This is a genomic window from Ensifer sp. D2-11, from assembly GCF_054161295.1.
In genome coordinates this window covers 2,149,290-2,161,984 of record NZ_CP096433.1, presented here as the reverse complement: position 1 = coordinate 2,161,984, position 12,695 = coordinate 2,149,290, and the positions used below count along the sequence as shown (strand labels likewise).

The 12,695-nt window shown below is 61.9% G+C and carries 12 protein-coding genes; 5 read left to right on the top strand and 7 right to left on the bottom strand.

Features of this window, described 5'->3' with window-relative positions:
• Positions 1-132 precede the first annotated feature (132 nt).
• The 4 genes from M1D34_RS10485 to M1D34_RS10470 all read right to left on the bottom strand — a co-directional run bounded on the left by M1D34_RS10485 (position 133) and on the right by M1D34_RS10470 (position 2,863).
• The gene (locus M1D34_RS10485; RefSeq protein WP_003527345.1) at positions 133-288 is read right to left on the bottom strand and encodes a hypothetical protein; all 156 of its coding nucleotides are present in this window, start codon (positions 286-288) and stop codon (positions 133-135) included.
• Between the two features lie 37 nt (positions 289-325).
• Positions 326-502, bottom strand: a complete 177-nt coding sequence (locus M1D34_RS10480) for a hypothetical protein (RefSeq protein WP_003527344.1) — start codon at positions 500-502, stop codon at positions 326-328.
• 138 nt (positions 503-640) lie between these two features.
• Positions 641-1,501 carry a uracil-DNA glycosylase gene (locus M1D34_RS10475; protein WP_010968997.1) on the bottom strand — a complete coding sequence of 287 codons (861 nt, stop codon included), beginning with the start codon at positions 1,499-1,501 and terminating at the stop codon, positions 641-643.
• Positions 1,502-1,573: 72 nt separating this feature from the next.
• Entirely contained in the window at positions 1,574-2,863 is a 1,290-nt protein-coding gene (locus tag M1D34_RS10470; protein ID WP_010968998.1) for an Hsp70 family protein, read from the bottom strand.
• A gap of 268 nt (positions 2,864-3,131) precedes the next feature.
• Here M1D34_RS10470 and M1D34_RS10465 point away from each other — a divergent pair, with 268 nt between their 5' ends.
• The 3 genes from M1D34_RS10465 (at position 3,132) to M1D34_RS10455 (ending at position 7,467) form a co-directional block, all read left to right on the top strand.
• Complete coding sequence (locus tag M1D34_RS10465; protein ID WP_127638307.1) at positions 3,132-4,796, top strand: electron transfer flavoprotein-ubiquinone oxidoreductase; 1,665 nt, start codon at positions 3,132-3,134, stop codon at positions 4,794-4,796.
• Between the two features lie 564 nt (positions 4,797-5,360).
• Positions 5,361-6,359 (top strand): ABC transporter substrate-binding protein, encoded by a 999-nt coding sequence (locus M1D34_RS10460; RefSeq protein ID WP_010969000.1) that lies wholly within the window; start codon positions 5,361-5,363, stop codon positions 6,357-6,359.
• Positions 6,360-6,579: 220 nt separating this feature from the next.
• Positions 6,580-7,467, top strand: a complete 888-nt coding sequence (locus M1D34_RS10455; RefSeq protein WP_003527334.1) for an ABC transporter permease — start codon at positions 6,580-6,582, stop codon at positions 7,465-7,467.
• Positions 7,468-7,556: 89 nt separating this feature from the next.
• On the opposite strand, the gene M1D34_RS10450 is transcribed toward M1D34_RS10455, so the two are convergent.
• Positions 7,557-8,570 (bottom strand): zinc-binding alcohol dehydrogenase family protein, encoded by a 1,014-nt coding sequence (locus M1D34_RS10450; RefSeq protein WP_010969001.1) that lies wholly within the window; start codon positions 8,568-8,570, stop codon positions 7,557-7,559.
• Positions 8,571-8,670: 100 nt separating this feature from the next.
• Between M1D34_RS10450 and M1D34_RS10445 the strand changes: the two genes are divergently transcribed.
• Together M1D34_RS10445 and M1D34_RS10440 are read left to right on the top strand one after the other, a co-directional pair.
• Positions 8,671-9,072: a winged helix-turn-helix transcriptional regulator gene (locus M1D34_RS10445; RefSeq protein WP_015007347.1), complete on the top strand. Its 402-nt coding sequence runs from the start codon at positions 8,671-8,673 to the stop codon at positions 9,070-9,072.
• A gap of 138 nt (positions 9,073-9,210) precedes the next feature.
• On the top strand, positions 9,211-10,137 hold the full coding sequence (locus tag M1D34_RS10440; RefSeq protein WP_010969003.1) for a diacylglycerol/lipid kinase family protein: 927 nt from the start codon (positions 9,211-9,213) through the stop codon (positions 10,135-10,137).
• 15 nt (positions 10,138-10,152) lie between these two features.
• Here the strand turns inward: M1D34_RS10440 and M1D34_RS10435 are convergent, their stop codons facing one another.
• Together M1D34_RS10435 and M1D34_RS10430 are read right to left on the bottom strand one after the other, a co-directional pair.
• Positions 10,153-11,640 carry an ArnT family glycosyltransferase gene (locus M1D34_RS10435; RefSeq protein ID WP_498778947.1) on the bottom strand — a complete coding sequence of 496 codons (1,488 nt, stop codon included), beginning with the start codon at positions 11,638-11,640 and terminating at the stop codon, positions 10,153-10,155.
• On the bottom strand, positions 11,633-12,652 hold the full coding sequence (locus M1D34_RS10430; RefSeq protein ID WP_498778945.1) for a glycosyltransferase family 2 protein: 1,020 nt from the start codon (positions 12,650-12,652) through the stop codon (positions 11,633-11,635). The genes M1D34_RS10435 and M1D34_RS10430 overlap by 8 nt, the downstream gene beginning before the upstream one ends.
• Between the last annotated feature and the right edge of the window lie 43 nt (positions 12,653-12,695).

Here is a 12,695-nt window from a genome sequence, read left to right as displayed (position 1 = left end):
GTGAAATGACGCAGCGGGAAAGGCTGATGCGGGATGAGGAAAAATGTGTGCGGTTTTCCGCCCGCATCCCGCGTTCAACCAATTGGAATCGATCACATTGGTTCAGGTCGATCCGACCTGGAACCACGTGATCTAGCTCGGCAGCAACCGGCTCGCCGCGCCGTCATGGACGCGCCGTCCGTCGCTGGCGATGCTCAGGCGGCTATACTCGCGAGACGCGCGGACGGCGGTGCGAATGTCGGAGATCGTGTCGACGAGAGCGCGAATGCTGTCGAGCGGCTTGGACATGATCGTTCCCTCCTGCAGTCGTTCCGACGCGGGGCGTTCAGCGCTGGATGAATTCGGCGAAGATCTGAGCCGGGCGGGTCGTCCGCGCGAGGCCGATTGCGGTCAGCTGCTCGTTGGCAGCCGAACCGAAGCTGTTGAACGGCGTGCGCGAGGAAGCACCGGCGTAGCGGAGCGTCTCGAAGCTGCTGTGAATCGGGCGATAGCGGGCAGTCATGGTTCAGTTCCTTATCCATTCCTCCCGTTGCCTTATATTGCGGTGCAGCATTGATTTTGCAATGCGTTAAAACGCCGCTCAGACATGCGCAAATCGCATGGCTTTTTTCACACCTTGTTCATGAATCCAGCAGTGGTATCAGCCGAGGCGCGACTTGAACGCCAGCAGGTCCAGCCAGGCGAAGCGTTTGTTGATCGGCGCCGCGACAAGGTCCTGCGGATGCAAGGTGGCGAGCGTCGGAATGCTGGTGCCGCCAAAGGTGAGCTCTCGCCATTCGCCGCGCAGTTGATGGATCGTTTCGCCGCCGAAGAAGAAGCGGGCGGTGAAGTTGCCGAGTAGAAGCAACTGCTTGGGTTCGGCCAGCGCGATCTGACGCTCGATGAACGGCCGGCAGATATCCGCCTCACGGGCGCTCGGAACGCGGTTGCCGGGTGGCCGCCAGGGCACGGCGTTGGCAAGAAGGACGTCCTCGCGCGAGAGGCCGATGCCGGACAGCATGCGTTCGAGCATCTCGCCGTGCCGTCCCGCAAAGGGGCGGCCGTCGCGGTCGTCATCCGCGTAGGGCATCGGACCGATGATCATGACGCCCGAGGCAGCACTGCCTTCGGCGAAGACGAGGTTGCGGGCGCTGTTCCTGAGATTGCAGCCGGCAAAGGCCTCCATGGCCGTACGCAGCTCTCCCAGCGATCGCGCGGCATCCGCGACGAACTGCGCCTCCTTGATGGCCTGCTCGTCCGGTATCGCCACCACCGGAGGGGGTGCCGGAGGCGCGGGGCGACGCTCGCGGGCGGCGGCAGGGGGAGCAGACTGCTGCGGTTCGGCTGCGGTCGCGCCGGTTTGCGGCACGGCGCGGCTTTGTGCGCGCCTGCTTTTCATCGCCTCGAATTCAGCGAGCCGATCGACCGGCTCTTCTTCGAGGAGCCACTCGACACCCGCCTCCGCATGGAAGGCGAGAAGGGCAGCGAGTTCGGAGCGGGAGAGGTCGTTGGCCGAGATCATAGGGCGAATGTAACAGATCGGTGGGGGTGGTCCACTGCACGTTCCTTAAATCTGTAGCGGCAGGGACCGCCTTCAGGCCGCCGCTGTCCAGGCCGCAATGTCGTCGCGCTCGCCGATGAGCGCCAGGCCATGGGCGATCGACAGGAGCTCGCCGCCGCTCTCGATACGCTCTTTGCCGAAGCGGTTCTCGAAGAGACGGCGAACCGCCGGCACGAAGGACGTCCCGCCGGTCAGAAACACCTTGTCGATCCCGTCCGGCGTGGTCGCAGTCGTTGAAAGGACCTCGTCAAGCGCCTCCTCGATGCGGGCGAGGTCAGGCGCAATCCAGCCTTCGAACTCGTCCCGGCGAACGGTACGGCGTGCGCGCTCTCCCAGCGGCGCAAAGGCGAATTCGGTTTCCTCCGCCTGCGAGAGCCGCATCTTGGTGGCCGAGACCGCCTGGTAGAGCGGATAGCCTTCGTCATGCTCGATGAGCTCCACGAAGGACTCCAGCTTCTCCGGCTCCAGGCTTGCCCGCACCAGCTTTTTCAATTCAGTGAAATCTCTCAACGTCTTGAAGATCGAAAGCTGATTCCAGCGGCCGAAATTCGCGTAGTAGCTCGACGGCACCTCAAGCAGCTTGTCGAAGCTCTTGAACAGACTCCCCTTTCCGATGAGCGGCGAGACGATGTTGTCGATGATCCGGAAGTCGAAATGGTCTCCCGCGATGCCGACGCCGGAATGTCCGATCGGCGTTGCCGTCAGCCGACCGGCCTGGCTCTCGAATCGGATGATCGAGTAGTCGGTAGTGCCGCCGCCGAAGTCGGCGACGAGCACCGTCGCGTCCCGATCGAGATTGCGCGCGAAATAGAAGGCGGCCGCGACCGGCTCGTACACGTAATGGACTTCGGGAAAGCCCATGCGGGTAAGCGCGCGATTGTAGCGTTCGAGGGCCAGTTTCTCGTCCGGATTGGCGCCCGCGAAATGCACGGGACGGCCGATGACGACACGCCTGAAGGTGGCCTCCCAGTTATTTCCGGCATAGTCCCTGAGCCGCGTCAGGAAGCGCTGCATCAGATCCTCGAACTCGTAGCGTTTGCCGAAGATCAGCGTGCCCTGGAAGAGCGCACTCGCAGCAAAGGTTTTGATCGATTGAAGGAAGCGGCATTCGCCCGGATTGTCGATGAACTCGCGGATTGCCGCCTGTCCTGCTTCCACTTTCAGCGGCGAGGGACCCGCATCCTTCAGGAAAGACAGGGCCGTCCGCGTCGTGTCCGATCTTCCGGTCGGGCTTTCCACGACGATGGAGCGCGTCGATGCGCCTTCGGTCTGCGCCAGTACGGAATTGGTCGTGCCGAAGTCGAGGCCTAGGGCGGATGCCATGATCGTCTCCGTCTTGTCGGTGATGCGGCTTGCGGGGTGGGGCGGGCCTCCTCGCATGCGAGCGCTGCAAAAGCAAGCTGCCGACTGCCACATCCGGGGCAAACTATTTACGTTTACGTTCCAGTAACATAGTAAACTCATGAACTCATGCGCAAATGCAGAGACAGTCTGTCGCATCCCGGCTCGACAAGGTTTACGGCATTTGTCATGACGGGATGATTTGGCCGGGAACGGAGCCGGCAGAAGACCGGCAAAACTGGAGAGTGTAATGACCGAGCAACAAGAACTCCCCGAACGCGAGAGCATGGAATTCGACGTCGTGATCGTCGGGGCGGGACCGGCGGGGCTTGCCGCGGCGATCCGGCTGAAGCAGGTCAATCCGGAACTCTCGGTCGTGGTGCTGGAGAAGGGCGCCGAAGTGGGCGCGCATATCCTCTCCGGCGCCGTGGTCGACCCGATCGGCATCGACCGGCTCTTGCCAGGCTGGCGCGACGAACCGGACCACCCGTTCAAGACGGAAGTCACCGACGATCAGTTCCTCTTTCTCGGCCCCGCAGGCTCTGTCCGCCTTCCCAATTTCCTGATGCCGCCGCTGATGAACAATCACGGCAACTACGTGGTATCGCTGGGCAATGTCTGTCGCTGGCTCGCCACCCAGGCGGAAGCGCTCGGCGTCGAGATCTATCCGGGTTTTGCCGCAACGGAAGTGCTCTACAATGACGAGGGCGCGGTGATCGGTGTTGCCACCGGCGACATGGGGATCGAGCGGAACGGCGAGCCGGGGCCGAACTTCGCCCGCGGCATGGAGCTGCTCGGCAAGTACACCCTCATCGGCGAGGGCGTGCGTGGCTCGCTCGCCAAGCAGCTGATTGCCAAATACAAGCTCGACGCGGGCTGCGACGTGCCGAAATTCGGCATCGGCCTGAAGGAGCTCTGGGAGGTGAAACCGGAAAATCATAAGCCGGGCCTCGTGCAGCATTCCTTCGGCTGGCCGCTCGGCATGAAGACCGGCGGCGGCTCCTTCCTCTATCACCTTGAGGACAATCTGGTGGCCGTCGGTTTCGTCGTCCACCTCAACTACAAGAACCCGTATCTCTATCCGTTCGAGGAATTCCAGCGCTTCAAGACGCATCCGGCGATCCGCGGCACTTTCGAGGGTGGAAAAAGGCTCTCCTACGGCGCCCGCGCCATCACCGAAGGCGGCTACCAGTCGGTGCCGAAGCTGTCTTTCCCCGGCGGGGCGCTGATCGGCTGCTCGGCCGGCTTCGTCAACGTGCCGCGCATCAAGGGCAGCCACAATGCGGTGCTGTCCGGCATTCTCGCCGCGGAGAAGCTTGCGGCGGCGATCGCCGACGGCCGCGCCAATGACGAGCCGATCGAGATCGAGCGCGGCTGGCGCGAGAGCGCTATCGGCCAGGACCTGAAGCGGGTCCGGAACGTCAAGCCGCTGTGGTCGAAATTCGGCACCGCCGTTGGGGTGGCGCTCGGCGGTCTCGACATGTGGACCAACCAGCTCTTCGGCTTTTCGTTCTTCGGGACGCTGAAGCACGGCAAGACCGATGCGCAATCGCTCGAGCCGGCCGCCAAGCACGAGAAGATCGACTATCCGAAACCGGACGGGGTGCTGACCTTCGACCGGCTCTCCTCGGTGTTCCTGTCGAACACCAATCACGAGGAGGACCAGCCGGTGCATCTGCAGGTGAAGGACTGGGACCTGCAGAAGCGCTCGGAATACGAGGTCTATGCCGGCCCATCTTCGCGCTACTGTCCGGCCGGCGTCTATGAATGGGTGGAGAAGGACGGCCAGCAGACCTTCGTCATCAACGCCCAGAACTGCGTCCACTGCAAGACCTGCGACATCAAGGACCCGAACCAGAACATCAACTGGGTGCCGCCACAAGGGGGCGAAGGGCCGGTCTATCCGAACATGTGAATGTTCGGAGAGGCAGGCCCGTACGGACTCCCGCCGGGAGAAAGGGGGCGAAGGGCCGGTCTATCCGAACATGTGAATGTCCGGAGAGGCAGGCCCGTACGGACTCCCGCCAGGAGAAAACGGGCGAAGGGCCGGTTTATCCGAACATGTGAATGTTCGGAGAGGCAGGTCGAACGCCCCCTGTCCGAACACGCAATTGCACTTCCCGAAAAGGCCGGCGAGCGATCGCCGGCCTTTTCGCATGTCCTTGTCAGTCGTCCAGCTTCCGACGTGGATGGTGGGGGTTGCCGGTAAATGAATTTAAAAAAGGGGGTTAAACCCATCAATTATTTGTGTAGTTTGACAAACGGCAGGAATGTCAGCCGCTGACGCAAATGGGAAAGTGTTTGCCGGAAAGACACGGTAGCAATGTGGGCGGCACAGGTCCGAACAGGTATCGGTTGGCCCGCGAGTTGTCGCGCCCCGGCATCGGACCGGGGCGGGTGCTTGTACCATTCACTGTCAGCAGCTGCGGTGAGGCTGGCAGTCCGCCATAGAGACACCGCCAAAACAGAGGGAGCCGAAATGAAGAAACTTCTTGCAACGACATGCCTGGCCGCCGGTCTTTTGGGACTCGGCAGCGCGGCATCGGCGGCGGAATGCGGCGATGTGACGATTGCCAACATGAACTGGCAGAGCGCCGAAGTCCTGGCGAGTGTGGACAAGTTCATTTTGACCGAAGGCTACGGCTGCAGTGCAGAGCTGGTCGTCGGGGACACGGTGCCGACCATCACGTCGATGATCGAGAAGGGCGAGCCGGACATCGCGCCGGAGGGCTGGGTCGACCTGCTGCCGGACGTGGTGAACCGCGGTCTCCAGGAAGGCAAGCTCGTCGGCGCCGCAGTCGCGCTTTCGGATGGCGCCGTCCAGGGATGGTGGGTGCCGAAATACATCGTCGATGCCAATCCCGACATCAAGACGATCGACGACGTCCTGAAGCATAAGGAACTCTTCCCCGATCCGGAGGATCCGAGCAAGGGCGCTATTTTCAACGGTCCTCAAGGGTGGGGCGGCACGGTCGTGACGACCCAGCTTTACAAGGCCTATGGCGCCGAGGCGGCGGGCTTCACGCTGGTCGACACCGGCTCGGCAGCCGGCCTCGACGGCTCGATTGCCAAGGCCTATGAGCGCAAGCAGGGCTGGGCCGGCTACTACTGGGCCCCGACGGCGCTGCTCGGCAAGTACGAGATGGTCAAGCTCGAGCACGGCGTTCCGAACGACATGGCCGAATGGAAGCGCTGCAACACGGTCGCGGATTGCCCGGATCCGAAGAAGAACGATTGGCCGAAGGACAAGGTCCAGACGCTGGTGACCAAGGAATTCGCCGACCGCGCCGGCCCGGCCATGGAATACCTCAACACCCGCGCATGGACGAACGACACGGTCAACAAGCTCATGGCCTGGATGACCGACAACCAGGCGAGCGGCGAGGAAGGCGCGAAGCACTTCCTCGAGGAAAACCCGGACCTCTGGACCAAGTGGGTTTCCCCCGAAGTTGCCGAGAAGATCAAGGCTGCCCTCTGATCGACTCTCTTCGAATGAACGGCGCGCGTAAAAGCGCGCCGTTTTTTGTTTTGGAGTGCGTAGTTTTCGAAGGATGGCGCAAGATTTCGTTCACCGCATGTCGGTTTGAGAATAAGATTGCGCAGCTTCATCGTTTACACCGCGCGTTAGCGTTAAAAGGCAGGCGGCAAAGCAATAACAACCATAAGCCGCCCAAAAGAGTGCGAAGGGGAATCGACACATGGAATGGCTGACCAAATTTCCGCACATGGACGACGATCGGCTTCGACAGTTGAAGAAGATCATCGACGAAGGGTTTCGTAGCTTCACACGCGCCTATGGCGACGCGATCGAATCGTTCTTCGACCCGCTCCAGTTCTTCCTGATCCACGCCGAACGTTTCATGACGCGAACGCCCTGGCCGATCATTCTCATACTGATCGCCGTGATCGCCTGGTTCGCCAGCCGCAACTGGAAGATCGTCGCCGGTGCCATCGGTACCCTGCTCCTCATCGGCTATCTCGACATGTGGGACGACACGATGAAGACGATCTCGATGATCTTCGTCTGTACGGTCCTGTCGATAGCGATCGGCATACCGATGGGCATCATCATGTCACGCTCCGACCGTTTCCAGAACATCGTCAATCCGGTGCTCGACGTGATGCAGACGATGCCGAGCTTCGTCTATCTCATTCCCGTCGTGATGCTTCTCGGCATCGGCAAGGTTCCGGGGCTTATCGCCGTCGTCATCTATGCGATCCCGCCGATGATCCGCCTGACCAATCTCGGCATCCGGCTGGTCGACAAGGATGTGCTGGAGGCGGCGGACGCCTTCGGCTCGTCGAACTGGCAGAAGCTGAAGAACGTGCAGATGCCGCTGGCGCTGCCGACGATCATGGCCGGGATCAACCAGACCATCATGATGGCGCTTGCCATGGTCGTCATCGCCTCGATGATCGGCGTTCAGGGCCTGGGTCAGCCGGTCTTGAAGGCGATCGCCAACCAGTATTTCACGCTCGGCATCTTCAACGGCCTCGCCATCGTCGGGATCGCGATCATCTTCGACCGGGTGAGCCAGGCTTACGGGCGCCGGCTCCAGCGCCACCGCGAAATCATTCACGGATAGAAGCTCCAAAGAACTTCCCCGCCCCAACCCCTCCCACTTGTGGGGAGGGGTTGGGGAGGGGCCTTGCAGACGGCCCACATCGCGCCGGATCAGAAGCCGGCGAGCACCAGCTTGCCGCGCGTACGGCCGGTTTCGATCATCTGATGCGCCTTCCTGAGCGTTGCCGCGTCGATGGGGCCGAGCGTCTCCGTCAAGGTCGTGCGGATCTTGCCGCCATCCACCAGTTCCGCGACCCTGTTCAAGAGATTGTGCTGCTCGATCATGTCCGGGGTTCCGAACAGCGGACGCGCAAACATCATCTCCCAGTGAATCGAGACGGATTTGCGTTTGAACGGCGTGACGTCGAGGACGGCCAGGTCGTCGATCAGCGCGAAGCGTCCCTGCGGCGCGATCAGCTTGACGATCTCGTCGACATGCTTGTCGGTGTTGGTCGTTGAAAACACGAAGGCCGGCGCGCCGAGGGCGAGCTGCTCTATCTCCGCCGCAAGCGGGCGGCTGTGGTCGAGCACATGATGGGCACCGAGCTTCAAGGCCCACTCGCGCGTTTCGGCGCGTGAAGCGGTGGCGATGACGGTGACATTGGTCAAAGCGCGCAGCAACTGGATGGCGATCGAGCCGACGCCGCCGGCACCCCCGATGATCAGCACCGCATTCGCTGCACCCGGCACGGGATCATTGACCCTGAGGCGATCGAAAATCGTCTCCCATGCGGTGATCGCCGTAAGCGGCAAGGCGCTGGCGGCTGCGAAATCGAGCGACTGCGGTTTCCGCCCGACGATCCGTTCGTCCACGAGGTGAAGCTCCGCATTCGTCCCCGGCCGGTCGATGGCGCCTGCGTAGAACACTTCGTCGCCGGGTTTGAAGAGGGTAACCTTCGGGCCGACCGCCTTGACCACGCCGGCGGCATCCCAGCCAAGAACCTTCAGCTGCTCCGGCTCCGGCTGAACGCCGGCGCGCACCTTCGTGTCGACCGGGTTGACGGAAACCGCCCTGACTTCCACCAGGAGATCGCGCTCCCCCGGCGTCGGCACGGGCAGGTCCACGTCGATCAGCGCGGTCTCGTTGGCGATGGGTTGCGGTGTCTTGTAGGCGACGGCACGCATGGAATGCTCCTTTTGAAATTGAACAGGAGCTACATGGGCCCTATGCTCAAAAGGCACAAGAATGCACAAATTTGGCCTATAGTGTCGAAAAGGATACCGTATGTCCCGGCCGCGCGCGAAACTGACGAACACATTTCCGGGCTGCCCGGTGGAGTCGGCCTTGAGCTTCATCGATGGCAAATGGAAGGGCGTCATCCTCTATCACTTGATGAGCGAAGGCGTACTGCGCTTCAACGAACTGCGCAGGAGGCTGCCGAGCGTGACGCCGCGTATGCTGACCAGGCAGTTGCGTGAACTGGAGGAGGCGGCGCTTCTGTCGCGTACGGTCTTTCCGGTCGTTCCGCCGCGCGTCGACTACGCCTTGACGGCGAGGGGAGAAAGCCTGAAACCGGTGATCATGGCCCTGAAAGCCTGGGGCGACGAGAATGTCCTCTGCGACGGCGATAGCATGACATTGAAGCCGCTCGAATCCCGCTCGCGGCCCGAACTCAAGCGCGCTTGATCGCTTCGTCGAAACCTCTCCACGCCGAAGCGGCCGGCGATAGGGCCGCCCGGAATTTTCGTCGCCCGGCTATGGAAACCCCCGCGGCCGCTCTTATCTGAGAAGCTGAACGCACTCGCACGACGGAGGCAGCAGCCATTGAAAGTCAAGGCCATCTTCAATCGAGATGGGGGGACTTTTCGAACGACGGACATGGACGCCTACAGCAGGAAAGTCGAGGAGGACTTTCGGGCTGCCGGCCACGAGATTGAAATCGCCGTGGTCGGAGCGGACGAGATGCGGGATACTCTGGAGACCGCCTGCGGGCGGGGCGATCTCGATGCGATAGTCGCCGGCGGAGGCGACGGCACGATTTCGGCGGCGGCAGGCGTCGCCTGGAAAACCGGCATGCCGCTGGGCATCGTTCCCGCCGGCACGATGAATCTCGTCGCGCGTTCCCTGAAGCTGCCGCTCGATATCTGGAAGGTCCCGGAGGTGCTGGCCAATGGCCGTATCATCGATGCCGATATAGGCAGCGCCGACGGCCGTGCCTTCGTGCACCAGTTCTCGATGGGCCTTCACGCCCGCATGGTACGCTATCGTCAATCCTATCGGTTCGCATCCCGACTCGGGAAGATCAGCGCCAGCACACGCGCCGCCATCGGTGTCATCTTCAATCCACCGGATTTCGAGATCGAATTCGACGCGGACGGGCACCGCGAGCGAAGGCATGTTTCGGCGATTTCGGTTTCGAACAACCATTTCGGCCACGACACGCTTATGTATGCCGAAGACCTGACGAGCGGCCACCTCGGCTTCTACACGGCGCCGCCGCTGAGCCCCGCCGGCGTGGCGAAGCTCTCTTTCGACATCCTGCGCGGAAAATTCAGGAGCAGCACGCTGATCACCGAGATGAGCGCTCTGACGGTCGACCTGCACTTTCCAAAGATGGACCGGAAGATCAACTGCGTCATCGATGGCGAACTCGTTCCGATCAGAAGCGGTCGGGTCGCGTTGCGCGTTCACCCCGGCGAACTGAAGCTGCTGGTCGGCTCGCAGGAGAGCAATGCCGGGAAAACCGTGTAACGGTTTTCCCGCGCGCTATTCCGCGACCCAGATATAGCTGAAGCTATAGCGATCCGAGCCGGTCCCGTAGAGATAGGGAAGGGCGAGGTGGCGCGGTGCCGCTGCCGCCCCCGGGACACCAAGGTCGGATAGAGCGTTCCGCAGCAGGTCGGGAACGGGCGCTTCCGGCTGTGCGTCATCGTGCCAGACCAGGAGAAGGGGTCTTCTCGACATATCGACCGGAAGGGCATTCGAGGGCCTCGGCATCGTGACCTGTGCCCGGCTGAACTGCGTTCGGAGATTTCCCGCAATCTGCTTGTCATTGGCGAGGATAAGCGCCGGCTGGCCGCCTTCCGCCTGCGCCACCGCTTCGGCAAATGCGGCGTAGGGTATATTCAGCCTCGAATAGTCGCCGAACCACGGCCGCACGACGGCTCGCGCCGATACCATCACGAGTGCACCCAGCGCGATGACGCAGACCAGCAGGAAGAAGCGCCTGAGGCTGTCTGTGAGGTCGATATTCGCCGCCTCGATCTTCAGGCAGAGATAAAGCGGAATGAGAACGAGGAAGAGGACCAGCCATTTTTCCCGTACATGGGTGGCGGCCACGCCGAGTACGACCAGCAGGACCGCAATCAGGCAAAGGGCGAGCATCCGCCCTATGATCCTGCTCCACTGGCTTTCCGCCTGCCAGATCGCGCGGAGCTTGCCGCGGAAGACGAGGCCGAATACGAGCAGCGGCACCAGGCTGCCGCCGATGATGGCTGAGCCGAGCGAATAGACGCCGTAAAAGGCCTGAAGCAGAAGTCCCTCCGCCTCGCGCTCCCTCATCTCGTTCAAGGTCCCACCCGAGGCGAAACCGAAATTCTGCAGCATCCAGTAGGCGTGGGGCAGAACGATGAGAGTTGCTATCGCAATCGCCGGCAGAATGCGCCAGTCGAGTATCCGCGCCCGCAGCTCCCGTTCCGGCAAAACGGCGACAATCGCCGCGACCGGCACCAGGACGAAATTGTACTTCGCCATCAGGCCGATACCCACCGCGACCCCGGTGAGGAGATAGGAAAAGAGGCTGGGCCGCTTGAGCGTCCTCAGAAAGCCGTACAGAAACAACGAGACGGCGAAGAGTGCTGCAATCGTGTGCGAAAGGTCGCGCTGTGCGAGTAGAAAGACTGGGGGTAGCGTGAGAACGCCGAGCATCGCGATCGGGGGCAGACGCCGGTCGGCCAGCACGAGCCGTGCCGCAAGACCATAGAACAGGCAACAGAGAAAAAGGAGCCCGTTCTTGAGGATGGTCATCGTCGCCAGCGAAGGTCCGATGAGCTCTGCCAGTCCATATTGCAGCCAATTGTAGAAGGGCGGCTGCGGCCCGTATCCGAGGGCGAGGAACTGAGACAGAAATGCCTGTTCCGCCTCGTCGATCTCCAGTGAGCTCGAGACGGAGACCCGCAGGATGATGCACAGCAGGAAATAGCCGGCAACCGCCAGGACGGCCGCTCCAGGCCGCCGATTGACCGCTTCAAGCATGCGGCTGCTCCCGCTCGAAAGTCTGGCGCACGATGTAACTCGTCACTTCATCGTCGCGGAAATAGGCGCGCGCCATCATCTCCGAGAGAATGCCGGTGGTGATCAGCTGGATCGACGAGAGGAACAGCATCACGCCGACGATCAGCATCGGACGGGTGCCGATGTCGTTGCCGAGGATGAACTTGTCTATCGCAAGATAGAGAAGGATCAGCACACTGAGGCCGCCTGCGGCCAGGCCAATGGAGCCGAAAAAGTGCCCGGGCCGCGCCTTGTAGCGCATGAAGAACAAGACCGCGAGCAGATCGAGGATAACCCGGAACGTGCGCGAGATACCGTATTTCGAGGTGCCGTAATGCCGCGCATGATGGGTCACCGGCATCTCCCCGATCCGGCTGCTCGGCACGACACCCGCCACCCAGGCGGGAATGAAGCGGTGCATTTCCCCCATCAGCTTCACCTGCTTGATGATGGAACCGCGGTAGATCTTCAGGCTGCAGCCATAATCGTGCAATCTCACGCCGGTGATCTTGCCGATCAGAACGTTGGCGCACCAGGAAGGGATCTTCCTCAGAATCAGCGCATCGCGTCGGTTTTGCCTCCAGCCGACAAGGAGGTCGAGCCCGCGCTCTTCTATCGCCGCGACCATGTTGGGAATGTCCGCCGGATCGTTCTGGAGGTCGCCGTCGAGCGTCGCGATCAGCCGGCCGGAGGCCGCGTCGATTCCCGCCTGCATTGCGGCCGTCTGGCCGAAATTCTTCTGGAGCTCGATGATCTTCAGTTGCAGGTCGGGGTTTGAAAGCTCCTTGCGCGCATTCGGCAGGGTGCGATCCGTGCTGCCGTCGTCGACGAGGATGAGCTCCCATGACTTCAGGAACCCGGCCATGGCCGCCCGGATGCGCGTGACGAGCGGCCCGACGCTCTCCTCCTCGTTGAACACCGGCACGACTATGGAGAGCTCGACGCCCTCCAGGACTTCGGTCATCGGCGTCACGGGTTCTTCGATGCGATTCAAGGGGGCAGTCTCCGGTGGGCTTGCAGGTTTTCTTGCATACTTA